The sequence below is a fragment of the Acinetobacter lwoffii genome, from assembly GCF_024129685.1.
GTDB classification, from domain to species: Bacteria; Pseudomonadota; Gammaproteobacteria; order Pseudomonadales; family Moraxellaceae; genus Acinetobacter; species Acinetobacter lwoffii_X.
Genome location: NZ_JAMXXL010000002.1, coordinates 24354 through 51280, shown reverse-complemented (window position 1 = coordinate 51280; position 26927 = coordinate 24354). Strand labels below are relative to the sequence as shown.

General features: G+C 42.9%; 24 protein-coding genes and 1 pseudogene. 7 read left to right on the top strand and 18 right to left on the bottom strand.

Annotated features, from left to right (window positions below; translation table 11 throughout):
- Positions 1-46: 46 nt before the first annotated feature.
- The 11 genes from dnaB to ppsA all read right to left on the bottom strand — a co-directional run bounded on the left by dnaB (position 47) and on the right by ppsA (position 12046).
- Positions 47-1489 carry a replicative DNA helicase gene (gene dnaB / locus NI464_RS01170; RefSeq protein WP_005247269.1) on the bottom strand — a complete coding sequence of 481 codons (1443 nt, stop codon included), beginning with the start codon at positions 1487-1489 and terminating at the stop codon, positions 47-49.
- Positions 1490-1705: 216 nt separating this feature from the next.
- The gene (gene rplI, locus NI464_RS01165; protein ID WP_004278793.1) at positions 1706-2152 is read right to left on the bottom strand and encodes a 50S ribosomal protein L9; all 447 of its coding nucleotides are present in this window, start codon (positions 2150-2152) and stop codon (positions 1706-1708) included.
- 9 nt (positions 2153-2161) lie between these two features.
- Positions 2162-2389 carry a 30S ribosomal protein S18 gene (gene rpsR / locus NI464_RS01160; protein WP_004278792.1) on the bottom strand — a complete coding sequence of 76 codons (228 nt, stop codon included), beginning with the start codon at positions 2387-2389 and terminating at the stop codon, positions 2162-2164.
- 12 nt (positions 2390-2401) lie between these two features.
- On the bottom strand, positions 2402-2788 hold the full coding sequence (gene rpsF, locus NI464_RS01155; protein ID WP_004278789.1) for a 30S ribosomal protein S6: 387 nt from the start codon (positions 2786-2788) through the stop codon (positions 2402-2404).
- Between the two features lie 438 nt (positions 2789-3226).
- Entirely contained in the window at positions 3227-4105 is an 879-nt protein-coding gene (cyoE, locus tag NI464_RS01150) for a heme o synthase (RefSeq protein WP_004645412.1), read from the bottom strand.
- Positions 4106-4115: 10 nt separating this feature from the next.
- Positions 4116-4442, bottom strand: coding sequence for a cytochrome o ubiquinol oxidase subunit IV (locus NI464_RS01145; protein WP_004645410.1), 327 nt, complete (start codon positions 4440-4442; stop codon positions 4116-4118).
- The gene (gene cyoC / locus NI464_RS01140) at positions 4442-5062 is read right to left on the bottom strand and encodes a cytochrome o ubiquinol oxidase subunit III (RefSeq protein WP_004278786.1); all 621 of its coding nucleotides are present in this window, start codon (positions 5060-5062) and stop codon (positions 4442-4444) included. The genes NI464_RS01145 and cyoC overlap by 1 nt, the downstream gene beginning before the upstream one ends.
- Before the next feature lie 4 nt (positions 5063-5066).
- The gene (cyoB, locus tag NI464_RS01135) at positions 5067-7055 is read right to left on the bottom strand and encodes a cytochrome o ubiquinol oxidase subunit I (protein WP_253137631.1); all 1989 of its coding nucleotides are present in this window, start codon (positions 7053-7055) and stop codon (positions 5067-5069) included.
- Positions 7056-7058: 3 nt separating this feature from the next.
- Positions 7059-8153 carry a ubiquinol oxidase subunit II gene (gene cyoA, locus NI464_RS01130; protein ID WP_253137630.1) on the bottom strand — a complete coding sequence of 365 codons (1095 nt, stop codon included), beginning with the start codon at positions 8151-8153 and terminating at the stop codon, positions 7059-7061.
- A gap of 298 nt (positions 8154-8451) precedes the next feature.
- The gene (locus NI464_RS01125) at positions 8452-9249 is read right to left on the bottom strand and encodes an RDD family protein (protein ID WP_253137629.1); all 798 of its coding nucleotides are present in this window, start codon (positions 9247-9249) and stop codon (positions 8452-8454) included.
- A 418-nt stretch (positions 9250-9667) separates the two neighbouring features.
- Complete coding sequence (gene ppsA / locus NI464_RS01120; RefSeq protein WP_004278782.1) at positions 9668-12046, bottom strand: phosphoenolpyruvate synthase; 2379 nt, start codon at positions 12044-12046, stop codon at positions 9668-9670.
- Positions 12047-12200: 154 nt separating this feature from the next.
- Between ppsA and ppsR the strand changes: the two genes are divergently transcribed.
- On the top strand, positions 12201-13037 hold the full coding sequence (ppsR, locus tag NI464_RS01115; protein WP_004278781.1) for a posphoenolpyruvate synthetase regulatory kinase/phosphorylase PpsR: 837 nt from the start codon (positions 12201-12203) through the stop codon (positions 13035-13037).
- 246 nt (positions 13038-13283) lie between these two features.
- Here ppsR and NI464_RS01110 read toward each other — a convergent pair whose 3' ends face one another.
- The 4 genes from NI464_RS01110 to NI464_RS01095 form a co-directional block, all read right to left on the bottom strand.
- Positions 13284-13847, bottom strand: a complete 564-nt coding sequence (locus NI464_RS01110) for an NAD(P)/FAD-dependent oxidoreductase (RefSeq protein WP_005263259.1) — start codon at positions 13845-13847, stop codon at positions 13284-13286.
- Positions 13848-14332: 485 nt separating this feature from the next.
- Entirely contained in the window at positions 14333-15337 is a 1005-nt protein-coding gene (locus NI464_RS01105; RefSeq protein WP_005263257.1) for an LLM class flavin-dependent oxidoreductase, read from the bottom strand.
- A gap of 170 nt (positions 15338-15507) precedes the next feature.
- On the bottom strand, positions 15508-15963 hold the full coding sequence (locus tag NI464_RS01100) for a hypothetical protein (RefSeq protein ID WP_004278778.1): 456 nt from the start codon (positions 15961-15963) through the stop codon (positions 15508-15510).
- Positions 15964-16209: 246 nt separating this feature from the next.
- Entirely contained in the window at positions 16210-16626 is a 417-nt protein-coding gene (locus NI464_RS01095) for a glycine zipper domain-containing protein (RefSeq protein ID WP_005263255.1), read from the bottom strand.
- Positions 16627-16971: 345 nt separating this feature from the next.
- Between NI464_RS01095 and prfA the strand changes: the two genes are divergently transcribed.
- Together prfA and prmC are read left to right on the top strand one after the other, a co-directional pair.
- A complete protein-coding gene (gene prfA / locus NI464_RS01090) occupies positions 16972-18060 on the top strand; it encodes a peptide chain release factor 1 (RefSeq protein WP_004645400.1) in 1089 nt (362 codons plus the stop codon).
- Positions 18060-18878, top strand: a complete 819-nt coding sequence (gene prmC / locus NI464_RS01085) for a peptide chain release factor N(5)-glutamine methyltransferase (protein ID WP_005263252.1) — start codon at positions 18060-18062, stop codon at positions 18876-18878. Before prfA ends, prmC begins: the two co-directional genes overlap by 1 nt.
- A 182-nt stretch (positions 18879-19060) precedes the next feature.
- Here the strand turns inward: prmC and NI464_RS01080 are convergent, their stop codons facing one another.
- Both NI464_RS01080 and NI464_RS01075 read right to left on the bottom strand, forming a co-directional pair.
- Positions 19061-19414, bottom strand: coding sequence for a hypothetical protein (locus NI464_RS01080; protein WP_004278774.1), 354 nt, complete (start codon positions 19412-19414; stop codon positions 19061-19063).
- Between the two features lie 229 nt (positions 19415-19643).
- A complete protein-coding gene (locus tag NI464_RS01075) occupies positions 19644-20666 on the bottom strand; it encodes an AraC family transcriptional regulator (protein WP_180181375.1) in 1023 nt (340 codons plus the stop codon).
- A gap of 138 nt (positions 20667-20804) precedes the next feature.
- Between NI464_RS01075 and NI464_RS01070 the strand changes: the two genes are divergently transcribed.
- The 3 genes and pseudogenes from NI464_RS01070 to NI464_RS01060 all read left to right on the top strand — a co-directional run bounded on the left by NI464_RS01070 (position 20805) and on the right by NI464_RS01060 (position 24870).
- Positions 20805-21575: an SDR family NAD(P)-dependent oxidoreductase gene (locus tag NI464_RS01070; protein ID WP_005263250.1), complete on the top strand. Its 771-nt coding sequence runs from the start codon at positions 20805-20807 to the stop codon at positions 21573-21575.
- A 246-nt stretch (positions 21576-21821) separates the two neighbouring features.
- Positions 21822-22941: pseudogene (locus tag NI464_RS01065) on the top strand (acyl-CoA dehydrogenase family protein).
- Positions 22942-23223: 282 nt separating this feature from the next.
- Positions 23224-24870, top strand: coding sequence for an AMP-binding protein (locus tag NI464_RS01060; RefSeq protein ID WP_253137628.1), 1647 nt, complete (start codon positions 23224-23226; stop codon positions 24868-24870).
- Positions 24871-25125: 255 nt separating this feature from the next.
- On the opposite strand, the gene NI464_RS01055 is transcribed toward NI464_RS01060, so the two are convergent.
- Positions 25126-25656 carry a pyridoxamine 5'-phosphate oxidase family protein gene (locus NI464_RS01055; protein WP_004645391.1) on the bottom strand — a complete coding sequence of 177 codons (531 nt, stop codon included), beginning with the start codon at positions 25654-25656 and terminating at the stop codon, positions 25126-25128.
- A 483-nt stretch (positions 25657-26139) separates the two neighbouring features.
- On the opposite strand from NI464_RS01055, the gene NI464_RS01050 reads away from it, so the two are divergent.
- Entirely contained in the window at positions 26140-26910 is a 771-nt protein-coding gene (locus tag NI464_RS01050; protein WP_191112158.1) for a HesA/MoeB/ThiF family protein, read from the top strand.
- The last annotated feature ends 17 nt before the right edge of the window (positions 26911-26927 follow it).

Sequence of the window (26927 nt, the reverse complement as noted above, 5' to 3'; positions counted from 1 at the left end):
AAATTACTCCTAGAGGGACGATGGAAATGTGATGACGAGAGCCTGATTACTCTTCGTCATCATACTGAGCATAGAACTCAGGTGAGAGATTACTAAAGCGGGTATATTGACCTTCAAATGCCAGACGCACGGTACCAATCGGGCCGTTACGCTGTTTGCCGATAATGATTTCGGCGGTGCCAGCTTCTTTGGATTCCTTGTTATAAACCTCATCACGGTAAATAAACATGATCAAGTCGGCATCCTGCTCAATCGCACCGGATTCACGCAAGTCGGACATCACCGGACGTTTGTTTGGACGGTTTTCCAGCGATCGGTTGAGCTGTGACAGGGCAATTACCGGACATTGCATTTCCTTCGCTAAAGCTTTTAAGCTTCGGGAGATTTCCGAGATCTCGCCGACACGGTTATCGCCCATACCGGGTACTTTCATCAGCTGCAAGTAATCGACCATGATACAGCCCAGCTTTCCGCCATGCATTTTGGCAATACGACGCGCACGGGCACGTAATTCTGTTGGTGGTAGCGCAGAAGAATCATCGATATACAGATTTTTTTCTTGTAAATGCACAATGGTACTGGTGACTTTTGACCATTCATCACTGTCCATTTTACCAGAACGTAAATGCCCCTGATGCACGCGACCAAATGAGGAAATCAAACGCATGGCGATCGAGTCGGCGGGCATCTCCATTGAATAGACCAGAGCAGGCAGATTATTATTGAATAAGACACTTTCGACCAGATTCATGGCAAAGGTGGTTTTACCCATGGATGGACGCGCCGCAACAATAATCAGGTCGCCGGATTGCATGCCGGAAGTTTTGTTATCCAGTTCCACAAAACCAGTGGTTAAACCGGTAATGCTGCCTTCCATTTGCGACAGTTCATTTAATTTGTCGAATACGTCCGCGACCACCGAGTTGATCGGCTTAGGCCCTTGCGCTTTGGCATTGTTATTATGCTGTTCGGCAATCGAGAAAATATTGGTCTCAGCCAGATCCAGAATTTCACTGACAGTACGGCCTTTGGTGTCATAGGCATTTTGTAAAATTTCAGAGCTGACTTTAATCATACTACGCAGGGTAGAGAATTCTTTAATTTTGCCTGCATAAGTTTCCAGGTTATAGAAACTCGATGGCGAATCTGCCATTAACTGCATCAGATATTCTTCGCCACCAATTGCATCGAGCAAGTTTTGTTTGATGAGCCAGTCATGCACCAGAACCGCATCATAAGGCGAGTTTTCTTTAGAGAGCTGCTCAATGGCACGGAAGATATATTTGTGTCGGGTGGCATAAAAATCATTTTCGGTCAGCACATCACCGACCTGCTCAAAAGATTCAGCCACAGTCATAAGGGCAGCAAGTACAGCCTGTTCAATTGCTAAATTGTGAGGTGGAGTACGGAACTCCTTGAGATTGCTATTTTCAGTAACAATTTCCGGTTTAGCAGTAGCTACCTTTTTGCTGGCATTCGCCTGTGACATATAAATCCCTGATTTTAAATACAATGGTTAAATATCGTCGGAGATGAATAGCGTTTATTCACTACGAGATGAAATGATACGCGCTCTGATCAAAAATGCGAAGTGCAATTTTTTGTAAACACGAATAATAAAATGAATTTGACAGTGTTGGCTAGATTATATTTTTTAGAGATAAAAAAAGAGCATGCTTTCGCATGCTCTTTTTGAGGCGAGAAATTACTCAGCTACGATAGTAACTAGAACTTCTGCAGTAACATCATGGTGCAATTGGATTGCGATGTTAAATTCGCCAGTGTGACGAAGCGCGCCATTTGGAAGACGTACTTCAGCACGGTCTACTTCTAGACCAGCATTTGTCAACGCGTCAGCGATGTCACGAGTACCGATAGAACCGAATAGTTTACCTTCATCACCAGCTTTCGCAGTGATAACGATGTTCACTTCGTTCAATTGGTCAGCACGTGCTTGAGCAGCAGCCAAGATAGCAGCTTCTTCTTTCTCAAGTTCAGCACGACGAGCTTCAAAAGCAGCAGTGTTTGCTTCAGTTGCAGCAACAGCCTTACCTTGAGGGATAAGGAAGTTACGGCCGTAACCAGCTTTAACTGAAACTTTATCGCCTAGTTTACCTAGGTTTTTAATGCGTTGTAATAAGATAATATCCACAGCTCAACCTCACTTATGATTGTCAGTGTAAGGGATCAAAGACAAGTAGCGAGCTTGTTTGATAGCTAACGCTAATTGACGTTGGTAACGAGCTTTAGTACCTGTAATACGGCTAGGAACAATCTTGCCGTTTTCAGTAATGTACTGTTTTAAAGTGTCGATATCTTTGTAGTCGATGTACGTAACGTTCTCAGCTGTAAAGCGGCAGAACTTGCGACGACGGTAAAAACGTGCCATGTTATGTTCTCCTTAAGCTTCAGCAGAGTCTTGAGCGTGTTGTGCTTCTTCACGTTGAGCTTTACGCGCACGTTTCTCTTCAGCACTCTTCGCCAATAGTGACTCTTCAGTGATAGCGTTTTCACGACGAATGATAAGGCTACGAATGATTGCGTCGTTATAACGGAACAATTCTTCAAGCTCATCAAGAGTAGTTTGACCACACTCAACATTCATAAGAATGTAGTGAGCTTTGTGGATCTTGTTGATTGGGTAAGCCAATTGACGACGGCCCCAGTCTTCAAGACGGTGAATTTGACCTTCAGCTTCTTTGATGTGAGTTAGGTAGCGTTCTACCATACCAACTACTTGATCGCTTTGATCAGGGTGTACTAAAAGTACGATTTCGTAATGACGCATTGTCAGCTCCTTACGGTTTGGACAGCCCCAATTTAAGTAAATTGAAGCAAGGAGTCACAACCAAAGTTGTGTCGCAGTGTTTGCGAAGGGGGAATTGTAGTGATCTTTAGGGATAATTTCAACCAAATAAGACATTTTTGCGAAATTATCTCTATAACCAGATCGATCATCAGAACCTGACTTTGGCTTTAAGCAAATTTGGACTGGTTAAATTCAGCACATGTATTGTTGCGAAGATCAAGCTTTACTTATCAGGCCAGAAAATCTAGAAAACTGAAGGATCGGAGTCTGGAATCAGAAAGATTGAATTTTCTAAGCGATCAGGAAGATCGAGGTTTAGCTTTATAAAGCCGAATTTTTGATTCTGCTCTACAACTATTGGAAGTAGGGGATTAAGAGAAATCAAAATAAAAAAAGATAGAGACTAACTCTATCTTTTTAAAAAAATACAATCTGTGTAGATGGCGCAGTTGAGGTAAAGCTAAAGATAATACTAATGACAGTAATCAGGATCACCGAGAACAAGAAATATTTCTTTGCCCAAAGTTGATCATTTTCAGCTTTAAATCCAATGACACCGATATACAACCAGTAAATGCACAGTAAGTTTAAAATCACTGCATAGAACCAGTTGGCATAACCAAAGACAAATAACGCATTCATGGTCAGCGTGAATAACACCACATAAACCAGTGATTCAATCTTGGTACGATGAATCGAACGTGCCACAGGCAAGATCGGAATGCCTGCATTTTTGTAATCATCAAAACGGTAAATCGCAATCGCCCATGAGTGAGGCATTTGCCATAGCGCATAACCTAAAAAGATCAGTAACGCACCGAGGTCAAATTGATTGGCCACTGCGGTATAACCAATGACAGGCGGAGCTGCACCAGAAATACTGCCTACAACAGTTTGATGAATTGTGGTTCGTTTTGTCCATAGGCTGTAGAAACCAACATATACGACAAAACCAATCACCGCGAATAAGAAAGCGTACGCATTTACCCAGAACCATAAAAGACTAAAACCAGCGATGCCTAATACCAGGGCAAAGGCCAAGGCAACAGGTTCGGAAATGGTTTTGGTGACCAGAGCACGGTTTTGGGTGCGCTGCATTTTTTGGTCGATGTCCTGGTCAATCACGTTGTTGACCACACATCCTGATGCTACGACAAGCGTAGTACCGAGAAGGGTAATAAGCAGGAGAAGGAAATCTACAGAACCTTGGGTGGCTACGAAGTAGCCACCCAAAGTGGTAACAAAGTTACCGAAGAGAATTCCTGGCTTAGTCAGGAATAAATACTTTTTCAGCATGACGACCAGTTTAGATCATCATGTTGTAGTGTAGGTAATTCATGATCCATACAGAACCCACTAAAAGAATAGCGATAGTTAAGATGGTATACACGAATGCAATCACGTTCCAGCGTTGCTCTGAAGAAGAGTTCATATGCAGGAAGTAAATTAACTGCACAAGAATCTGAGCAACCGCAGTAATCGCGATGACAGTAATCAAGATACCACGGCCAAAACCGCCTGCCATCACCATACCGAATGGAATTACGGTAAGGATGACAGAAAGGATAAAGCCAACAGTATATTGCTTAACGTTACCGTGTGATTCGCCAGCAGCGTTATGATCGTGACTCATTACAGAACTCCCATCAAGTAAACTACGCTGAATACACAGATCCAAACGATGTCAAGGAAGTGCCAGAACAAGCTTAGGCAAGCTAGACGACGCGTGTTTGCAAGAGTCAAACCATATTTCTTGATTTGAACCATAAGCACGATCATCCAGACCAGACCAGAAGTTACGTGAATACCGTGCGTACCTACCAAAGTAAAGAACGCAGATAAGAACGCACTTGTGCTTGGACCGTGACCAGCATGAACTAGGTGATTGAACTCATATAGTTCCATGCCGATAAAGATAGCACCGAATACCCAAGTAATCGCTAACCAAGTTAGTACTTTTGCAACGTCTTTTTTGTATGCAGCAAGAACTGCAAAACCAAAGGTTACAGAAGAGATCAAGAGGGCGAAGGTTTCAGTAAGAACGAAACCTAAAGAGTCGCCAAACAGGTCTCTCGCACTTGGAGTACCCACAGGAATGTGGCTACTCAAAACAGCGAACGCAATGAAGAGTGTACCGAACAGGACAAGGTCACTCATCAAGTAAGTCCAGAAACCAAAGACGGTGATGTCAGTATCATCGTGATGATGATGCTCATCGTGTCCGTGGTTATCGTGATGAAGTACTTCAGCCATTGTCTTAGTCCTTCTTCAAGTGTTTTTCAAGAATCGCATAGCGTTCGTTTTCAATACGTTCAACTTCAGCAGCTGGAACATAGTAATCCACTTTCTTGGTGAAAGAAGACACGATGAAGCTAATGATAGAAGCAATGAACGTAACAACTACTAACCACCAGATGTGCCAGATTAAACCGAAGCCCATAACAGTGATGAACATCGCGATAACGAAACCGGCAGCACGGTTAGTTGGCATATGAACATCTTCGTACTTCGTTGGTTTTGCATACGCAACACCATTTTCTTTCTCGATCCAGAAAGTATCAATACCATTGATCTTTGGAAGATGAGCAAAGTTATAGAACGGAGCAGGAGAAGATGTCGCCCATTCAAGGGTACGACCATCCCATGGATCGCCAGTCAAATCCAGACGTTGGTCACGTTGTAAGAAACCAACCACGATTTGCAGAATGAAACATAGAATACCCAGTGCAACTAGAACTGCACCGAACATCGCGATATTTACATACGGGTCCCATTCTGGGTTGTCAAATGTATTCAAACGACGTGTCATACCCATGAAACCAAGGATATAAAGTGGCATGAACGCAAAGTAGAAACCGAAGAACCAGAACCAGAACGCTGCTTTACCCCAAGTCTCATTCAGTCTCCAACCGAACATTTTCGGCCAGTAGAAGATGATACCTGCGAACATCGCAAATACTACACCACCAATAATTACGTTATGGAAGTGAGCAATCAGGAATAAAGAGTTATGTACCAGGAAGTCCGCTGGTGGAACCGCCATCAATACACCTGTTAAACCACCGATACCGAAAGTTACCAGGAAGCCTAGTGTCCACAGCATTGGAGTAGTGTAAACAATACGACCCTTGTACATGGTGAATAACCAAGAGAAGATTTTCACACCAGTCGGAATCGCAATAATCATGGTCATGATACCGAAGAACGCGTTAACGTTGGCACCTGCACCCATGGTAAAGAAGTGGTGAACCCATACAACGAATGACAATACTGTGATTGCTACTGTTGCATACACCATTGATTTGTAACCGAACAATGCTTTGCGCGAGAAAGTCGCAACAACTTCAGAGTAAATACCAAATGCTGGTAATACCAAGATATATACTTCCGGGTGACCCCAAGTCCAAATCAAGTTCACGTACAACATCGGGCTACCACCCAAGTCGTTAGTAAAGAAGTGGAAACCGAAGTAACGGTCAAGCGTTAACATTGCAATTGTTGCAGTCAACACTGGGAAAGCCGCAATAATCAATACTGCTGTACATAAAGATGTCCAGGTAAAGATTGGCATTTCCATAAGTTTCATGCCAGGCGCACGCATTTTGATGATGGTAACGAAGAAGTTAACACCCGTTAATAGCGTACCTAGACCTGAAATTTGCAGTGCCCAGATGTAGTAGTCCATACCTACGCCTGGAGAGTATTCGATACCAGACAGTGGAGGGTATGCCATCCAACCTGTTGCAGCGAATTCACCTAACGCAAGTGAAACCATCATCAGACCCGCAGCGCCGGCGAATAACCAGAAGCTTAAAGAGTTCAACAATGGGAATGCAACGTCACGTGCACCGATTTGAAGCGGTACAGAGATGTTCATTAAACCAACTACAAGACCCATTGCCACGAAGAAGATCATGATCACGCCATGCGCGGTAAAGATCTGATCGTAATGCTCAGGGTGTAAATAACCTTCGCCGCCACCTTTTGCAAGGAACTGCTGAAGACGCATCATGATCGCATCGGCGAAACCACGCACCAGCATGATGATCGATACGAACAGGTACATGATACCAATTTTTTTATGGTCTACAGATGTGAACCATTCGTTCCACAGGTAGCCCCATTTTTTGAAGTAGGTAATACCGGCAACAACTGCGATACCACCCAAGATCATCATTGCAACAGTTGCCAATACGATTGGATCGTAAGGAATTGCATCCGGACCTAACTTACCTAAGAAGCTCATGTCTTATTCTCCTTGAGAAGCAGTCGCATGTTCACCAGCTACATGAGCTTCAGAAGCAGACGCTTCATGAGCAACAGCATCAGTCGCTGCAGCTTCTACAGGAGCTGAATGGTCAGCACCGTGGTAGTTACTCATATACTTGTGAATCACAGATTCAAACAAACCTTGCTCTACAGAAGAGTAGTAAGTCACAGGATGTGGCTTAGTAGGGTAAGGCTTCATTGCTTCAGCAGCAGCCTTCTCTTCAGGAGTCTTAGCTCTTGCAATAATCGCTTCGATCTGGTGAACACCGCGGTTACCGTCACGTAAGCTTGCAAATTCAGCTTGGTCTAGAACAGTTTTTTGTACTGCATTAGGGTTAACTGAAGTACCGTTTCCTGCCTGAATAGCAGAAACCCATTCTGCAAACTGGGCATCAGTCACAGAATGTGCACGGAAGCGCATTTGTGAGAAGCCGTAACCTGAATAGTTTGAAGAGAAACCACGGTAGCCTTCAGCTGGGCTAGTTTCATCAGCTAATAGGTTGAGGTGAGTTTGCATACCTGCCATTGCATAAATCTGACCACTTAACGCCGGGATGAAGAACGAGTTCATCGTGAAGTTAGAGGTTAAACGAAGGCTTACCGGAGTTTTCTCTGGGAAACGCAATTCGTTAACAGTTGCAATGCCTTGCTCAGGATAGATGAAGATCCATTTAAATTGCTCAGCAATAACCTGAACAGTTAAAGGTGCTTTATCTGCTTCAATTGGACGGTATGGGTCATACTTGTGGGAACCCCACCAAGTTAACCAAGCTAAAATACCAATAATAATGACAGGGATACCCCATACCACAATTTCAATCGCAGTAGAGTGTGCCCATGTAGGTTTATAGTCTGCGTCTTTATTCGATGCACGATATTTCCAACCGAACCATAATGCCATGATGATTGATGGAATAACCACCAAAAGCATTAAGTAAATCGCAGTCATCATCAGGTTACTTTGACCTGCTGCAACTGGACCTTTAGAGTTCAGAAGTACCATATCACCACCACACCCGGTCAAGAGTGCAGTCATCGCAGATAAAGACAATACAGCTAAAATCGTTTGTCTCATTTTACAACCTCGGTGAAGAGTCCCATTCCCTAATTTAATATGGGATAGCGATTAAAGTGCATATGACAAAAAAGGCTGAATTTTACAAAACATCCTATTAATCACAATACACCGCTACGTTGTAGGGCATTATGCCTGAGATTCACGAACTAAGCTATATCTAGGGCGCTTTAAATGCCTGTAATAAAAACCGATTTTGCTGGTCTGGATTGGGGAGGATTTATGGGAATTTTATTTCAATTTCAAAGTTCTGTAATCAAAATGGGATGATATTCATCCCATTTTGTGTATTCCTGCGCTATTGTTTCACAACTTTCGTTTTTGCTAGTTTATCGTGCAAGGTTTGACGTTTTTTGCCCAATCCGAAGGCCCAGTCAATAATTAAACTCAGTGGCATAAATACAATATTTAAAAATATGAAGAATACGCTACGAATAGTAAAAGCGCGCAACAGGCTGGGCTTTTCACCTGATTCTGCATCTACAATTTTGATTTTCGTGAGCTTTTTACCAATACTTTGGCCTGATTTGGCAATCAGAAAGGCTTGAATGGCCAGCATGATAATCAAATAGACCGCTGTGGCAAGCCACGCTTGCTGAGAAAACATCTCAAACATTTGAGTCTGTAATTGCTGAGCCAGTGCAGGATCTGCATCGCTACTCAGCACGACATTCATGAACTCTTCATTCAGTTGTGCAAACCGGGTTTCCTGTTCAGGGGTAAAAAATGCAGTCAAAATGAAGGTTGCTGGTAACCACAGTAACACGTCTACAATTTTGGCCAGGATACGGCTTGGAATACTGGCGAGTTCATTTTTTTGAGTTGCTGTTTGAGTATGAGGCTGTGAATAGGCCGAAGTCGTTGACTGATTGTTCTGGAATACTGGCGTTTCAGGTGTGACTGCCGGAGCGACATACCCTTCAGGTTGATATACCGATTTCCCTTGGGTAAGTTCACCTAAGGCTTTCCACTCTGTCATGCCTTGATGCCATGCCAGGTCAGTCAGCATGACTTGTTGATTCGCCAGCATCTGATTCAATTGCTCGAGCGTATATGGACCAGCTTGTTGATTGTTTCGTGCCAAGTAAATCTGCATATAGACTGAATCTCAATATATAAATGTGAACTGATAATAGCTTTGATCAAGATTGTATTGAATTCTGTTTTGAAAACAAACATCCTCTCATCGTAAGATATAGATTAATTGAGGATTTTCAATCATATTTGTCATTAAAAATGAGCCCATACAAAATTGCAAGGATCTGCATTCTTAAAAATATCTTCCCGAACATTCGATGGTTATTCATTATTATTGCCATTTTGATATGACTTTACTGTTGGTATTTGTTTGTCATTACAGTCTTTGTGTGTTGATAAGCTTTGATTTAATTGTATTTATAAATTCAATTGTTTAGCTTGCGATTGGGTCTTTTTTATCAATTTTCAAACAATAAATCATAATATCTATCTCATAAAAAAGACCCTATCAAAGGGTCTTTTTTATTCACAATTGCTTATGCTTTTTGCACTTTTTCTTCAGCCAGGAAGAACCAAGTTTCAAGTACCGAGTCTGGGTTTAAAGACACAGAGTCGATACCTTGTTCCATTAACCATTGTGCAAGATCTGGGTGATCAGAAGGACCTTGACCACAAATGCCTACATATTTGCCAGCTTTACGGCATGCTTGAATTGCAAGAGAAAGCAACGCTTTAACCGCAGGGTCGCGCTCATCAAATAGGTGAGAGACAATACCAGAGTCACGGTCAAGACCAAGTGTTAATTGTGTCAAGTCGTTTGAACCAATAGAGAAACCATCGAAATGTTCAAGGAACTGATCTGCCAATAAAGCATTGGTTGGAAGTTCACACATCATGATCACTTTAAGGCCATTTTCACCGCGCTTAAGACCATTTAATGCAAGAAGTTCAATGACACGTTTCGCTTCAGCAACAGTACGAACAAATGGAATCATGATCTGGATATTGGTTAAACCCATTTCATCACGTGCCTTTTTCAATGCACGACATTCAAGTTCGAAACAATCACGGAAGTTATCAGAAACGTAGCGACTTGCACCACGGAAACCTAGCATCGGGTTTTCTTCTTCTGGCTCGTATAACTTACCACCGATCAAGTTTGCATATTCGTTAGACTTAAAGTCTGACATACGAACAATGACTGGCTTGTCTGCAAATGCAGCAGCAAGTGTCGAGATCCCTTCAACCAGTTTCTCTACATAGAATTCGATTGGAGATGCATAACCTGCAGTACGCGCCATGACTGCTGCACGTGTTTCACGTGGAAGGCTGTCAATATTGATCAATGCTTTCGGGTGAACACCAATCATACGGTTAATAATGAATTCAAGACGCGCCAGACCAATACCTGCGTTTGGAATTTGAGCAAAGTCAAATGCACGGTCCGGGTTACCCACGTTCATCATGACTTTAAATGGAAGAGCAGGCATAGACTCAATTGAATTCTTTTGAATTTCAAAATCTAGTGCGCCTTCATAGATAAAGCCAGTATCACCTTCGGCACAAGACACAGTCACTTCCTGACCGTCTACAAGAACTTCAGTTGCATTACCACAACCAACGATTGCAGGAACACCAAGCTCACGTGCAATGATTGCAGCGTGACAAGTACGACCACCACGGTTTGTTACAATCGCAGCTGCACGTTTCATGACTGGTTCCCAATCCGGGTCAGTCATATCAGATACAAGAACATCACCATCTTGTACTTTGTCCATTTCTTTAATAGACGTTACGATGCGGACTTTACCAGAACCAATGCGTTGACCGATTGAACGACCTTCACAAATTACAGTGCCACGTTGTTTCAACAGGTAGCGTTCCATGGTGCCGACATTTTCACGGCTTTTTACAGTTTCAGGACGCGCCTGAACGATATAAATCTTGCCATCATCGCCATCTTTTGCCCACTCGATGTCCATTGGTGCACCGTAGTGGTTTTCAATGATCAGCGCTTGTTTAGCAAGTTCTTGTAATTCCTGGTCGTTTAAAGCGAACTGTTGGCGTTCAGCTTTTTCCACATCCACGACAACGACAGATTTACCTGCAGATGCTTCTTCACCATAAATCATTTTCTGGTGCTTAGAACCCAGGTTGCGACGAAGGATCGCGTGTCGGCCTGCATTTAAAAGCGGTTTAGAAATATAGAATTCGTCCGGGTTAACTGCACCTTGAACGACCATTTCACCCAAACCATAAGATGCAGTAATGAATACTGCATCACGGAAGCCTGATTCAGTATCTAGCGTAAACATCACACCTGCAGCGCCAGTTTCTGAACGAACCATGCGTTGTACACCAGCAGACAGCGCAACTACATCATGGGCAAAGTTTTGGTGTACACGGTAAGAGATGGCGCGGTCGTTGTACAAAGATGCAAATACTTCTTTGATTGCGATCAGAACGTTATCAATACCACGAATGTTCAGGAAAGTTTCTTGCTGGCCGGCAAAAGAAGCATCCGGCAAATCTTCTGCGGTTGCAGAAGAACGAACGGCAACCGCGATGTCAGGGTTGCCGTTAGAAAGTTCTGCAAATGCTGTACGAACTTCTTGTTCTAATGCAGGCGTAAGTGGAGTATCCACAATCCATTGACGAATTTTTGCGCCAGTTTCAGCAAGTGCATTTACATCATCAACATTGAGTGCAGCAAGCTCTGCATTGATTTTAGCGTTTAGGCCACTTTGCTCGAGAAATTCACGGTAGGCATCGGCAGTCGTTGCGAAACCACCTGGCACAGATACACCAGCATTTGATAAGTGGCTGATCATTTCGCCTAGTGATGAGTTTTTCCCACCGACCAGCTCAACGTCGTGCTTCCCTAATTTTTCCAGACCAATTACGCGCGCTTCCAAAGTTGTTACTCCACTTTTGCAGTATTAATCACTATCTCGGCATGAGAGTATAGCAAATCATCTAGGTTTTTGATTTTACTAAGCGACAGTCATGTAAGATCGGTTTACTATAAAGATTATATAGCACTAAGACAAATGTTGGAGGAGAATTTTAATGTCGGAAGGTAAACAAATTCAGCGTAGTGTTTTCTTTATTTCAGATGGTACCGCCATCACCGCTGAAACCCTTGGACACTCGCTGTTAGCGCAGTTTCCGCATGTGAAATTTGACATTCATATTATCCCTTACATTAGTTCCGAAGAAGCGGCTACAAATGTGGTGGCAGAGATCAATGCAAGAGCTCAAATCGACGGTGAAAAACCGCTGGTATTTGATACCCTAGTTGATCCCTATGTGCGCGACATTATTAATACTGCAAATGCAGTAAATCTCGATGTATTTGAAGGGCTTATTAGCAAATTGGCTGATGAATTAGGCACGATTCCTACAACTTTAGTCGGGCAGACCCACGCGGTGACCGACTCTGAGTCCTATAAAGCTCGTATTGATGCAGTGCATTTTGCTTTAGACAATGACGACGGCGCACGTACCCGTCATTATGATAAAGCTGACCTGATCCTGATTGGTGTATCGCGTTCAGGTAAAACTCCGACCTCTATTTATCTGTCTTTGCAGTTCGGTATTCGTGTAGCAAACTATCCGCTAACTGAAGAAGATTTGGACGATAACCGCCTGCCAGCCGTGCTGCGACCGCATAAAAACAAGCTGTTTGGCCTGATGATTGATGCGGAACGCCTGGTAGCCATTCGTTCTGAGCGTAAGGCGAATAGCCGTTATGCCAGCTTTAGTCAGTGTCAGATGGAGTTACGTGCGATTGAAGGGATTTATATTTCGGAAGGCATCAAGTACCTGAATGTCTCTGAAATGTCGATTGAGGAAATCTCAACACGTGTGTTGCAGATGACCGGTTTAAAACGTCGAATCGGTTAAGAAACCAACCAGAGCCAAACTTCGGTTTGGCTTTGATTTATAGCTAAAAATTACAAGTAAGCACTGATTAATCGAAATAATGTATGAGTTTTATAATACCAACGAAATACCAACTATCATACTTTAAAATATAAGAGGGTCTTCTTTGTTCATTTTGTTGAATAAATCATCATGTTGGTTCTTGGCGCGTAAATCAGAATCTCATTATCAGCTCATTAATTCCTTATCTTTACTTGTCAGTACGAGTTATTTTTCTGCTGAATAAGTATGAATAATGATATCCACGGGATGCTGTTCACCATTGATGCAATGAATCGTATTTTCCGAAATTTTTAGAATCGGCCAGGTAATCAGCTGGCAATTTTCACGTTGTAGGGCAGCATAATAATGATCTGATTTCAGATAAATTTTACGGGAAGATGCAAGATTTGGCATTAACTGGCGTCTTAGCCACAAATTCTGCACCTGATTTTCTAAAAACCGCAGAGAAAGCAAGCTTTTAATGCGGTTGTTAAATAAGCGGCGATTTTTACCAATCAATGGGTGATTAATAATTCGTTGCAGAATTCGGTCGGAACCGGGCAGTACAAAAGCAGGATTAATCTGGAAAACTTTTACCGAACGGGCATGTTGACTGATTTTATCCAGCTGGCTCACGGTAAACTGATCTGTGCCAATAATAGCAATATCTTTATCTGCATAATCCAATTCTAACAGTTCGGAAGAGGGCACTTTAATTCCATTAAACTGCTGAAAATGTTCGGGGCGATTTTCAAAAATACCAGCGTGTGGATCCTGCTTGGTAGACATTAGAATTCCTTGAATTTATTTAATAATTAATTTTCTTTGTATGAGATATAAACAAAAACTCAAGCCAGGGTAAAGTGAAAAATTTAACTTAGACAGTCATCTATTTGAGCAAAATATAAAATCTGATTTTATTGAAGACTGAATAGATTTACATGCGATCCAAAAGGAATGACTTTTAACTTGACGAGATCGACGAAGGAAATAAAGTTGAGTTATTTGTCAAAGAAGAAGCAGTTTAATGGTGTAGTCGATATAAAATCTGACTTTATTGAAGACTGAATAGATTTACATGCGATCCAAAAGGAATGACTTTTAACTTGCTGAGATGGATGAAGGAAAAGAAGTGAAGTGTTCGTTTAGGGAAGAAGTTTTTTAATGGAGGAGGTCGATAGAAATGCTTTTACTGAGATATTTCTTTTGGTCATTTATCTTTAAATATTAAAAACATCTACCCATTGCTGAGAATAGGTAGATGCAACTCTTATTTACTGACCATTTTTAATTTGCATCAACAGCTCAAAGTTATGTAGGCGTTTGTCAGTGTCATAGATGTCGCAAGTAAAGATAAACTCATCCACGTCATATTTGGCTAAAAGCGATGCCAGACCGGCTTTAACGGTTTCTTTGGAACCGACCTGAGCCATGGCAAAGAAATTATCAACTGACATTTTTTCTGGAGGTGACCACAGGCCTTCCATCAAATCAATTGGGGCTTTAAGTTTCAGGCTTTGCCCACGAATCAGTGATAAAACCCGCTGATAGGCACTAGTCGCTAGATATTGTGCTTCTTCATCGGTATCTGCGACACAGATCGGTACGCCCATGGAAACATAGGGACGATCGAGATATTCAGACGGTTCGAAATTGTCACGATACAGCTGAATGGCCTGACCCAGCATACGCGGGGCAAAATGCGAAGCAAAGGAATAAGGTAGACCAAGTTTTGCCGCCAGTTGTGCACTAAACAGGCTGGAACCTAAAAGCCATACGGGTACATGCGTGCTTTGACCTGGCGTTGCTACAATACGCTGTCCTGGAATTGGATCTTTAAAATATTGCAGAATTTCCAGAACATCCTGCGGGAATTGGTCTTCGGTTTCCTGACGGCCACGACGCAGGGCACGCATGGTCATTTGGTCGGTACCGGGAGCACGGCCCAGACCCAGTTCAATACGATCTGGATAGAGCGTTGCCAAGGTGCCGAACTGTTCTGCCACTACTAGTGGAGCATGATTCGGCAGCATAATTCCGCCAGAGCCTAAAGTTAAGGTTTTGGTATTCGCCAATAAATAGCCTAAGAGAACTGCGGTTGCTGAACTGGCAATGCCATCCATATTATGATGTTCTGCCAGCCACATCCGGCGATAACCCAATTTTTCTGCTGTTTGGGCAAGTTCCAGCGCATGGTTCAGCGCGAATTGAATGCTCTTGTCGTCACGAACAGGAACCAGTTCGAGTATAGAGAACTGGGTATCGTTAAGCGTACGCATAGTATTACTCTTAAATAGACATCTCTAAAAGCATACGACTTTAGAAGGCGTTTGTATATCGAAAAAAATCGATATAAGTGTAAACCAAAAGATAAAGATAAAAAATAAAGGCAAAAAAATAAGCATCCGAAGATGCTTATAAAGGAGGAAAGAATAAGGGGGGGAGAATCTTAACGACGACGGTTGTTATAGCGATAATCGTTATAACGGTAGTTACGAGAAGAGTTATAGCGACGTTCGCTGCGGTCATCATAACGACGGTCTTCGCTGACTTTCTTACCTAAAGCTGAGCCACCTGCTGAACCCAGTGCCGCACCGATATAACCACCGTTGGTGCCTGCCATGTTTCGGCCAACTGCATAACCTGCACCGCCACCTAAAGCACCACCGATAATCGCACCATTACGGTCACGTTTATTTGCTGCTACTGCGGCACCCGCACCACCACCAATCGCTGAACCGATTGTTGCACCAGTAGTACCGCCCATTTTATTGCCTACTGCGGCACCAACGACACCACCCAAAGCAGAAGCTAAAGCTGTATTGGTTGTATTGCCTGCATTGGCAGCTGTCATACCCATGGCTGAGGTTGCTACGACAGCGATCATTAGAGATTTATAGTTCATGAGGACACCTTTTATATATCTAGCTATATTTTGTTGATGAGATAAATTTAATCTAGCAAGCGCCAAACAGCATGGAGGCAATGTTGGCGAATTGTGATTTTTATCTCCTTAATTGATTCATGATGTGGACAGGATAATTCCATGTATTACTTGAAATTTCATGTTATGAAACAGTAATAAAAAAAAGCACCAAAAGGTGCTTTTCATGTTAAATGTAGTGTCTGGTCTAAACTGCCTGAGCGCAAATTAACGGTGACGTTTTTTCCAGTGTTTAGAGCGTTTTTCCACTGCTTTATCTTTGGCAATCTTGTTACCCAGTGCCGCACCACCGGCAGCACCTAAGGCTGAACCGATATAACCACCGTTAGTACCGCCCATATTTTTACCTACGGTATAACCGGCACCGCCACCTAGGGCACCACCAATGGCAGATTCAGTACGGTTTTTCTTGCTGCTTGCAACTGCTGCACCGCCAGCACCACCTAAAGCAGCACCAATGGTTGCGCCGGTGTTACCGCCCATGTTTTTACCTAATGCTGTACCTGCAACACTACCTAAAGCACTTGCTGCTGCAACACGCGCTGTACTGTCGGCATGTGCGTTTACGGTCATCATTGAACCAGCAGCTAAAACTGTACTCATTAAAAGTGCGTTGAGTTTCATGTCATCACTCCGTGTCCATCAACAGGACTGTAATTATTTCGATGCGGAAAATGTAACAAATCATGCCCAAAACAATATGAAGATGTTTCTTCATAATTCCCTGCTTTATTTGGCGAATTGTAAAATCGGCAAGAAATAAGAATAAGATCGACTATAAAAAAAGCAATTCCACTGTTTTTAATCATATTTGTTAACAAATGCTGTAGAGCACGAATGATAGCAACGCGGACTTACTCAATAATGATGTTCATTAGAAGCCAGAGTCGTTAAACTAGGCGCAATTTTTTGATTTCGCTGTGCTAAATCGGTTTTTAGTCGCAGCCTATGTTTGAGATTTTTTAGAAAATGAAAGAATCGTTACGTTTACGATTAGACCAACTCTCTGACCGCCATGAAGAATTGACCGCATTGCTGGCTGATGTAGAAGTCATTTCTGATAATAAGCGCTTCCGTCAATTGTCACGTGAGCATAATGACTTAACAGAAATCACCAATGTCTGGACCAAGTACAGACAGGCTGAAGAAGACATTGAAACAGCTCAGGCCATGCTGTCAGATCCGGACTTTAAGGAAATGGCACAGGAAGAAATTAAAGAGAATAAAGCTTTAATTGAATCGCTTGAAGCAGACTTAAACATCCTGATGATTCCGAAAGATCCGAATGATGCCAACTCGGCTTATCTTGAGATTCGTGCCGGAACAGGTGGCGATGAAGCAGCGATTTTCTCGGGCGATTTATTCCGTATGTATAGTAAATATGCAGAAAACCAAGGCTGGCGTATTGAAATCCTCTCTGAAAATGAAGGCGAACATGGCGGCTATAAAGAAGTCATCTGCCTGATTAATGGTGACGGTGTTTACGGTCGTTTAAAATTCGAAAGTGGTGCGCATCGTGTACAGCGTGTACCGGCGACCGAATCACAAGGCCGAGTGCATACATCAGCATGTACCGTTGCGATTCTTCCTGAAATTGATGTTGATACCTCGGTCGAAATCAATTCATCCGATTTGCGGATTGATACGTATCGTGCTTCAGGTGCAGGCGGTCAGCACGTTAACAAAACCGATTCTGCAGTACGTATTACCCACATTCCAACCGGCACCGTAGTGGAATGTCAGGAAGAACGTTCACAGCATAAGAACAAGGCCAAAGCGATGGCACTGCTGGTATCACGTTTGGAAAATGCCAAACGTGCAGCAGCAGATGCAGCAACCTCGGAAATGCGTCGTGACCTGGTGGGATCGGGTGATCGTTCAGAACGTATCCGTACTTATAACTATCCGCAAGGTCGTATGACCGATCACCGCATTAACCTGACTTTATACAAGCTGGATGCCGTGATGGAAGGTGATTTGACTGAATTGCTGGATAGCCTGCATCGCGAATATCAGGCGGATCAGTTAGCCATGCTTGCACAGCAGAATGGTGGATAATGAATATTTTACAAGCCTTGGCTTTGCGCGGCGAAGCTGAAAGTTACGAACGTCAGGAAAATGCCTGGTTACTGGAACACATCACCAAGATTGATTCATTTGATCTGCTGATGAAAAAGGATCAGGAATTAACCTCTGAGCAGGAACAAGCTTATAAAGACGGGTTGGCGCGTATTGCTGCTGGCGAGCCTTTGGCTTATGTCACTGGTTCACAGCCATTCTGGACTTTGGACCTCAAAGTGACCAAAGATACCTTGGTGCCACGTCCGGATACTGAAGTACTGGTTGAGACTGTGTTGAAATTGGATCTGCCTGATGATGCCCGTGTGGTAGATTTGGGTACAGGTACTGGCGCAATTGCCTTATCACTGGCATCTGAACGTTCTAACTGGACAGTAACGGCTTCCGATATCTACGAGCCTACGCTTGAGGTGGCGAAATATAATGCGGAACAACATGATATTGAGAATGTAGAATTCGTTCTAGGTTCATGGTTGAAACCATTTGGCCGTCAATTCTTTGATGCCATTGTATCGAATCCACCCTATATCGACCCTGATGATGTGCATATGCAGAATTTGGCGACTGAACCGGAACGTGCGCTGGTGGCAGATAAAAAGGGGCTGGCCGATATTGAAATGATTATTCTGCAAGCCAAGAAGCATTTGACCGTGAATGGTTGGGTGGTGCTTGAGCATGGTTATAATCAGGCAGACGCCGTACAACATCTATTTAAACAGGCGGGTTATAAGCAAGTCCGCACGGTTAAAGATTATGGCGGGAATGATCGCGTAACTTTGGGTCAATGGCCACATTAATCTGTCATCTATCTTTATAAAAAAGCGACCGATGTGGTCGCTTTTTTATTGGATTTTTTCTTTATAAATTCCTGACTGCATCTGAAACCTTAAGTATTTTGAATGACATGACGCCAACGCAGTATAACTAAAAACAAAAAAGCGATGCCAGAGCACCGCTTTCGAGGAATTTTTAAAAATAATTACATTGGATAGTCTTGTAGACAGTCATAGACTTCTACCTGATCCAAACTGCCAGTTTCCATTGCCAGACAAAGCGCTACAACTTTCAAAGTGTCTGCCAGAGATTTTTCATCTTTCAAGGCAATACCTTGTTGTAACTCGTTGATACGTTCTGCCGGAATTTCAAGGGCCTGAGCTGCTTCCACAGCATCTACTTGGTTAAAGAAGTGCAAAATTGCATCTTTCAGTTCTGCATCCGATGCATTTAAAATCCCTTGATTCAACTGTTCTGTGATGAGATCAGTCGAAGAAAATAAAGCTTTAGAGAAGTTTTGGACAAGATTTTGCCCAAGTACATCAGTCATCTTTAACATGGAGATACCTTCAACTAGAAAGGAAAATGGAGAGTACAGCCAATAGCAAAAGTGCTATAAATTGAATGAAAAATAATCTATCTCCGGGTGAATTGCAAAGCTTTCTGGGTGACTGTGTAGTCCTGCTAATATATATTTTAGGGCTTGAAATATATAATCATAATAAAAATAAATATTTAGAATCCAAGTGTTTTTTCGGTAATATTTTTAAAGTCTAATTTTATATAAATTATCTAATATTATTTTGTCGATACGCACCTGGACTGACGCCAGTCCACTTTTTGAATGCACGATGAAATGCACTGGATTCCTGAAAGTTAAGCTGATCGCTGATCTCTTGTAAACTTTGTTCAGTACGGGTCAGTAATTCAATTGCGGTATCCCGGCGTATCTCATTTTTTAATTGCTGATAGCTGACACCTTCACTTTTTAAACGCCGTTGCATGGTGGCTTCAGACATATTCATTTTTAAGGCTAGTTCATTCAGTTCCAGCCATTCTGCCGGCGAAACCTGTAGCAATTTTCGGCGAATCTGGGTGCTCAAGGCATAGGGGTTTTTAAAACGCACCAATAAATTTTGTGGTGTTTGCTGAATAAACTGATACCAAGACTGAGTATCCTGTTTAATCGGCAGTTGCAGATAGCTGGCATCAAATTGCACGTAATTTTCGCTGGCCTGATATTCAATCTGTTCACAGAATCGAACTTTGTAATCAAAATCATTCAGTGGTGCTGCACATTTCAATTGAATCTGATTAAGCAAAATCCGTTGTCCACTTAACCAGCAGATCAGGGTATGAATCAGCATCAGATAAGTCGCATAACTAAACATGCGTTTGGTTGTTTTTAAATCATAAATCACGATATAGGCATAGTGTTCCTCAACCATGAGCGTGCTTTGCAGGTCGTCCAAAACCAAGTTGAGAAATTGCAGAATGTTTTGCAGCGCTTTTTCCAGTGTATCTGCCTGCATAACCATTTTCGAAAGCAATTTAAAACTGCCACGACGCATGGCATGGCTGTCCATGCCAAAAAATTCGTCATTCATGCTGTCTGCAAGCACAGTCCATAATTGGGCAAATTGGCTGACCGACACGCGTGCCTTGGGAGCATTTAATACTTCTGCTGGGATATTGGCTTTTTTCAAAATGGCAGGGATATCAAATTGCAGCCGTTTGGCATCCAGCAATGCTTCGTTCACCAGGTCAATCGAGATGGTGCCTTTGCTATATTCCAGTGCAGGCTTATGCATATTCAGTCTGACATCCTTGTTTTCATTGTCCAAATACATCATGCAAGATGCAATATTTGGAAATTGTACAGAATAAAAACTCTGTTTACTCTGCATATTAAGTCGTATCTGAAATAGAAAAATCGCTAGGAAATAAACATGAACATTCAGGGAAAAGTTATTGTGATCACTGGTGGTGCCTCAGGTTTGGGTGCAGCTACAGCGACTCATTTGGTTGAACACGGTGCTAAAGTGATTCTGGTCGATATGAATCAGGAGCAGGGTCAGGCATTACAGCAGCAACTGGGCTCACAGTCTGAATTTGTACAGCTCGATGTGACCGATGAACAGACAGTTGAAGCTTTCTTCGCTCATGTTGAAAGCACATATGGCCAACTGAATGGTTTGATCAACTGTGCCGGGATTGCGCCATCCGCCAAAGTATTGGGTCGTAACGGCATCCATGAATTGGCAATGTTCCAAAAAGTGCTGAATATTAATGTAAACGGTACTTTTAATATGTTGCGTCATGCGGCGGCTTTAATTGCAAAATATGAGCTGCAAGCTGGTGAAGAAGAACGTGGCGTGATTGTGAACACCGCTTCGGTTGCCGCTTATGACGGCCAAATTGGTCAGACTGCCTATGCGGCTTCTAAAGGTGCAGTCGTCGCAATGACTTTACCTCTGGCACGTGAACTGGCCCGTGAAGCGATCCGTGTCATGACCATCGCGCCGGGCATTATGGAAACTCCGATGCTAAAAGGCATGCCACAAAATGTCCAGGATGCTTTAGGACAAATGGTGCCGTTTCCACCACGTCTGGCAAAACCACAGGAATTTGCCCATCTGGTGGGACATATTTTTGAAAATAGTTATTTGAATGGTGAGGTCATTCGTTTGGATGGCGCAATCCGTATGCAGCCTAAATAAGTTTTCGATTTATATAGGACATGATGATTTGCACAGCTACCAATTTCTCATTGAATTTAAATGAATTTGCTTAAGCATGCATTTTCTTTTGAAGGATCAAAAGAAACAAAAATCCTTTGCGAAACTGAAGATACATCCCTGTATCTCAGTTTCGCAGGCGACATCCATACCGCCTTATCCGAAGTGCCAACGATCTCAATAGTAAAAAGCTTGAAGTAAATAAATAGATATAGAAAGGGAAGTTCAATGATTTTAAATGATGAACAAAAAATGATTCAGGACATGATGCGAAATTATTTGCAGCAGAAACTGAAACCGACAGCGGCCTTACGCGACAAAACTGCACAATTCCCAGCACAAGAACTTAAAGAGCTGGGCGAGCTTGGCGCACTCGGCATGACAGTGGCTGAAGAATGGGGGGGCAGGCCTAGATTATGTTTCACTAGTCTTGGCACTAGAGGAGATCGCTGCAGGTGATGGTGCAATCTCGACGATTGTCAGTGTGCAGAATTCTTTGCCTTGTGGTATCACCCAGCGTTATGGCACAGAGGCACAAAAACAGCAGTATTTGACTAAACTGGCAACAGGTGAATGGCTAGGCTGTTTCTGCTTGACGGAACCTCAGGCCGGTTCGGATGCCAGTTCGCTGGAGTGTAAAGCCGGACGCGATGGCGATGAATGGGTGCTAAATGGTACCAAGCAGTTTATCACGACAGGTAAACACGCACAGATTGCACTAGTCTTTGCTGTGACTGATAAATCTGCAGGGAAAAAGGGTATTTCATGCTTTCTGGTGCCGACCGATGCACCGGGTTATATCGTGTCACGCCTAGAAGAGAAAATGGGTCAGCATTGTTCCGATACCGCGACCATCGTTCTGGATAACTGCCGGATTCCGGCTGCCAACCTGCTGGGCCAGGAAGGTGAAGGCTATAAAATTGCCTTGTCGAATCTTGAATCGGGTCGCATCGGGATTGCAGCACAATCAGTCGGTATGGCGCGGGCTGCACTAGATGCTGCAGTGGAATATGCCAATGAACGCAAAGCCTTTGGTGTGGAAATTGTGCAGCATCAGGCTGTGGCGTTCAGGCTTGCAGATATGGCGACACAAATTGAAGCCGCACGTCAGCTCGTTTTGCATGCTGCAACATTAAAAGATGCAGGCTTGGCGTGTTTAAAAGAAGCATCGATGGCAAAACTGTTTGCATCGACTATTGCAGAAAGAGTCTGCTCGGATGCGATCCAGATTCATGGTGGCTACGGTTATGTCTCTGATTTTCCGGTCGAGCGAATTTATCGTGATGTACGAGTGAGCCAGATTTATGAAGGTGCATCGGATATTCAACGTCTGGTGATTGCACGTTAAGTATGTCAGCGCTGATTTTTAATTTAAAAAACAGACTTTGATTGATGTTCAAATCTGGCACTTACGTTGATGGATATGGAAATTGCAGGATTCAACTGAACATGATGATCTAAAGACATACAGTACGAATAATCGAAAAATAAGCCTTATTCATGTTCTAGCCCTAGGGCATGAATGCAGATTTGAGAAAGTATGCTGAGGGAATCAGCAGGAACAACAAATACAAATGGATAAACTCAGGCAAGGTCGCCTGAAAACTACAATAGGAAAGAGGTTGTCGTCATGAAGACACTAGAGCAGGCATATGCTGATTTTAATTTTGAAAATATGGTTCAGGAACATCTGGTTGGAAGCGCAGAGAACATCAATGCGTATACCGAATGCTGTGGTCGATACCTGGGTCAAAACCGAACTGCACTGATCTGGGAAGGTAAAAATGGAGATGCAGAGCAGTGGACCTTTGAACAGCTGGCAACAGCTTCAGGACAGCTGGCCAATTATATGCATTCTCTGGGTTTAAAGGCCGGTGACTGTATTGCAGGATTGCTGCCAAGAACGCCAGCACTCTTAATTACCATATTGGCCACCTGGCGGATCGGTGCCATATACCAACCTTTATTTACTGCCTTTGAAAGCAAAGCCATTGAACATCGCATCAGTACCGCTGGCACCCAGTTGATTGTTACTGATGAAGAGCAGCGACTGAAACTTCATGATCTCAATGTCCCTAATATTCTGACTGTGCATCAAACAGCGGCAGATGATTATCAAGATGCTGATTTCTGGACAGCCTTACAGCAGCAACCGGAAGAGTTTGAACCGGTAAATTGCCAGTTTAATGATATTTTCCTGATGATGTTTACTTCAGGTACGACAGGCTTGGCAAAATCGGTTCCTGTGCCTTTAAAAGCCTTGTTGGCCTTTAAAGGCTATATGCTGCACGCGGTAGATCTGCGAGATGAAGATTCCTTCTGGAATCTGGCAGACCCGGGCTGGGCGTATGGACTGTATTATGGCATTGCAGGGCCGCTCAGTTTAGGGCACAGCATCATCATGGATGAACGTGGCTTTAGTGTCGATAATGCCGTACAAATCATTCAAAAATATCAGGTTAGTAACCTGATCGGTTCGCCAACCGCATTTCGCATGTTCTTTGGTTTTAAAGAAAAATTTGATGCAGGCATCAGTTCGCATTTACGCGTGGTAAGCAGTGCAGGTGAGCCGCTCACGCCTGAAGTGATTCAGTGGTTCGATCATGATTTAAATGTGAATATTTACGATCAATATGGACAGACTGAACTGGGTATGGTGATCGCCAATCATCATGGCTTGGAGCATTATAAAAAAGTTGGTTCAGCCGGTTTTGCCATTCCTGGGCATCGTTTTGCTGTATTGGACAAAGAACATCAGGAAGTAGAAACAGGCGGGATTGGAACCTTGGCAATTGACTGTGCAGCTTCACCGTTGATGTGGTTTGAAGGCTATGCAGGCCACAACCGCAAGTCATTTGTCGGGCAGTATTATCTCACTGGTGATACCGTGAAGCTGAATGAATATGGCGGTATTGATTTTATTGGGCGTGCAGACGATGTCATTACAACCTCGGGATATCGGGTTGGGCCTTTTGATGTAGAAAGTACCTTGCTTGAATGTGAAGAAGTGCTTGAATCTGCCGTAGTCGGCAAGCCAGATCCAGAACGAACTGAAATTGTGAAAGCCTTTGTAGTGCTTAAATCGGCTTATCCGGCTACTGAAGATTTGATGTTGAAACTGCAAAGTTATGTACGTTCACGCTTATCCAAACATGCCTATCCGAAAGAGATTGAGTTTGTGGCATCTTTGCCTAAAACATCGAGTGGCAAGATTCAGCGAAATTTACTCAAACAGCAGGAAGTTGCCAAACTTCAAGAGATGAAGCGAGTCAGCTAATTTTTCAAATTAATTGTTCGATTGAATGCTAAAAGGCTGCCATAGCAGCCTTTTGGTTTTTTAAGAAATAAATCTGCTACTTAAATTTTAATCAGATATTGAGCTGATTTTCCCGAACTTATATTTTTAAGAGAGCAGATTAAGGCAAGCAAAAATTATAATTTTTTATGTCATTACAGTAAAATTACATTAATATTTAAAATTAAATATATCAAAAATTTAGCCTCTTAAGATAAAGAGGCTAAATCTCATTCATTACCAGATATTACTTTGTAGATTCACTTTTTGATGTTCTGCATGCGGTTCGCCCGCTTCGCCGGTAACACCGCCTTTTAAGGCTTTAAAAAGCTGGGTAACTTTGTTATCTGTGACATTCCAGTATTCTGCGCTGACTGCTTTAGCAATCAATACCCGTACGGTCGGATCATCCTTGCCTTCAAACCAGTTTTCTGCCCACGGATTCCACAACTGTTCAATCAGAATGCGGTCAGTACTGATCTGGGCATGAGCACTGATCGACACATAGATACCATCTGATGGTTTTGCAAAAGACAGGCCAATTTGACCACGGCCAGTTTCTGCTGCTTTGACCAGATCATTGGTATTACGCAGGATGAAATATAAGTTTTGACGTTCGTTCATCTGTTCGGAGTTCAGCATGGTCATCGGCTGGGAGTGTATTTCATGTGTATCATTTAAATGGCTGATCATGGTGTAACGGACATCCTTGATCAATTCCCATAATTTTTCACGATTATCATGTTGAGTATTGTTATGCTCGGTCATGTATGTTCTCCATACGATTTTATGAAAGCTGAAAAGATTGCTTGGTATTTTCAGATTAATCATATTTAGAGACAGATGCCTGAGGTCTCACTGAACTCATACATTTTCATACTCAAATACAGGCAGAGACTACAGAATTGCTAAACAAGGCTGCTCTATTTACAGGGTAATTCAATAGCAAAGATTTTAAAAACTTCAGGTCTGACACCTTTTATAAATGAGAAAGAGCTGTTTGCCGGAACCGTTGAATTGAGGTGATTCAAAAAATCTTGCCAAGCCATAGCGGCTGCAACTTGATACCGAGCGTTTAGCTGATATGCTATTTGGCTCAACGATTGCCGAATAATTTATTGATGTACTGTGAATTGACTGTGAGATTGATATTCCAGAGATTTATCAGTCCTTAAAAACTTCAGTAAAGCTAATTTTTGCGATCATTGTTAAAAATTTTCGAAACAAGGAAAGACGTTGTCTACATTTAACATGGATGCCATATCCCCAGAATTCGAACTCACCGATGCTGAACTGCATCTGTATAGCCGTCAGATTCTTCTGGATGGCTGGGATATTGACGCTCAAGAACGCTTAAAATTTTCGAATATCTGCATTATTGGTTGTGGCGGGATTGGCTGTGCACTGGCAGAACTTCTGGCACGCGCAGGTGTGGGGAAAATTACCCTGATCGATCCAGATACCATCGAGATGAGTAATTTGCAGCGACAACTGGCATTTATACCGCAGGATATTGGATTTTATAAGGCAGAAACTCTCGCCAAAAGACTGAGTCAGGTTAATCCGAACGTACAGGTTGAATATATCAATCAGGCCTTAACGGCTGACAATGCAGTAAGTGTGATCGAGCATCAGGATCTGGTACTGGATGGTTGTGATCAGTTTGCCACACGCTATCTGGTCAATCAGATGTGTGTTGAGCTGAATGTGCCTTTATTGAGTGCTTCTGCGATTGGCTTGCAAGGCCAGCTGTTTATGGTCGAAGGGGATTCCGCCTGTTATGCCTGCCTGTTTCCGCCAGAAAATCAGGCCGATGAAAGTCTGCGCTGTGCAGATTCCGGTGTACTGGCCACCACACCGAATGTGATGGCCAGCTTACAGGCACATCATGCCTTGTTATATCTGGGATTAGGTCAGATACCACTTCGACAAAAGCTGTTGTTGTGGGATGGGCTGAGCTTTAAACAGCGGATTCTCGCTTTCGAAAAAGATACAGATTGCCCAATCTGTCAGGCAAGATAAGCCTGCAAAGTGATTTT

What these genes read in the sequence shown, in the direction of transcription:
- dnaB (WP_005247269.1), bottom strand. Translation starts at nt 1,489, where the DNA reads ATGTCACAGGCGAATGCCAGCAAAAAGGTAGCTACTGCTAAACCGGAA.
- rpsR (WP_004278792.1), bottom strand. Translation starts at nt 2,389, where the DNA reads ATGGCACGTTTTTACCGTCGTCGCAAGTTCTGCCGCTTTACAGCTGAG.
- rpsF (WP_004278789.1), bottom strand. Translation starts at nt 2,788, where the DNA reads ATGCGTCATTACGAAATCGTACTTTTAGTACACCCTGATCAAAGCGAT.
- cyoE (WP_004645412.1), bottom strand. Translation starts at nt 4,105, where the DNA reads ATGCTGAAAAAGTATTTATTCCTGACTAAGCCAGGAATTCTCTTCGGT.
- NI464_RS01145 (WP_004645410.1), bottom strand. Translation starts at nt 4,442, where the DNA reads ATGAGTCACGATCATAACGCTGCTGGCGAATCACACGGTAACGTTAAG.
- cyoC (WP_004278786.1), bottom strand. Translation starts at nt 5,062, where the DNA reads ATGGCTGAAGTACTTCATCACGATAACCACGGACACGATGAGCATCAT.
- cyoB (WP_253137631.1), bottom strand. Translation starts at nt 7,055, where the DNA reads ATGAGCTTCTTAGGTAAGTTAGGTCCGGATGCAATTCCTTACGATCCA.
- cyoA (WP_253137630.1), bottom strand. Translation starts at nt 8,153, where the DNA reads ATGAGACAAACGATTTTAGCTGTATTGTCTTTATCTGCGATGACTGCA.
- NI464_RS01125 (WP_253137629.1), bottom strand. Translation starts at nt 9,249, where the DNA reads ATGCAGATTTACTTGGCACGAAACAATCAACAAGCTGGTCCATATACG.
- ppsR (WP_004278781.1), top strand. Translation starts at nt 12,201, where the DNA reads ATGTCGGAAGGTAAACAAATTCAGCGTAGTGTTTTCTTTATTTCAGAT.
- NI464_RS01110 (WP_005263259.1), bottom strand. Translation starts at nt 13,847, where the DNA reads ATGTCTACCAAGCAGGATCCACACGCTGGTATTTTTGAAAATCGCCCC.
- NI464_RS01105 (WP_005263257.1), bottom strand. Translation starts at nt 15,337, where the DNA reads ATGCGTACGCTTAACGATACCCAGTTCTCTATACTCGAACTGGTTCCT.
- NI464_RS01100 (WP_004278778.1), bottom strand. Translation starts at nt 15,963, where the DNA reads ATGAACTATAAATCTCTAATGATCGCTGTCGTAGCAACCTCAGCCATG.
- NI464_RS01095 (WP_005263255.1), bottom strand. Translation starts at nt 16,626, where the DNA reads ATGAAACTCAACGCACTTTTAATGAGTACAGTTTTAGCTGCTGGTTCA.
- prfA (WP_004645400.1), top strand. Translation starts at nt 16,972, where the DNA reads ATGAAAGAATCGTTACGTTTACGATTAGACCAACTCTCTGACCGCCAT.
- prmC (WP_005263252.1), top strand. Translation starts at nt 18,060, where the DNA reads ATGAATATTTTACAAGCCTTGGCTTTGCGCGGCGAAGCTGAAAGTTAC.
- NI464_RS01080 (WP_004278774.1), bottom strand. Translation starts at nt 19,414, where the DNA reads ATGTTAAAGATGACTGATGTACTTGGGCAAAATCTTGTCCAAAACTTC.
- NI464_RS01075 (WP_180181375.1), bottom strand. Translation starts at nt 20,666, where the DNA reads ATGCATAAGCCTGCACTGGAATATAGCAAAGGCACCATCTCGATTGAC.
- NI464_RS01070 (WP_005263250.1), top strand. Translation starts at nt 20,805, where the DNA reads ATGAACATTCAGGGAAAAGTTATTGTGATCACTGGTGGTGCCTCAGGT.
- NI464_RS01060 (WP_253137628.1), top strand. Translation starts at nt 23,224, where the DNA reads ATGAAGACACTAGAGCAGGCATATGCTGATTTTAATTTTGAAAATATG.
- NI464_RS01055 (WP_004645391.1), bottom strand. Translation starts at nt 25,656, where the DNA reads ATGACCGAGCATAACAATACTCAACATGATAATCGTGAAAAATTATGG.
- NI464_RS01050 (WP_191112158.1), top strand. Translation starts at nt 26,140, where the DNA reads ATGGATGCCATATCCCCAGAATTCGAACTCACCGATGCTGAACTGCAT.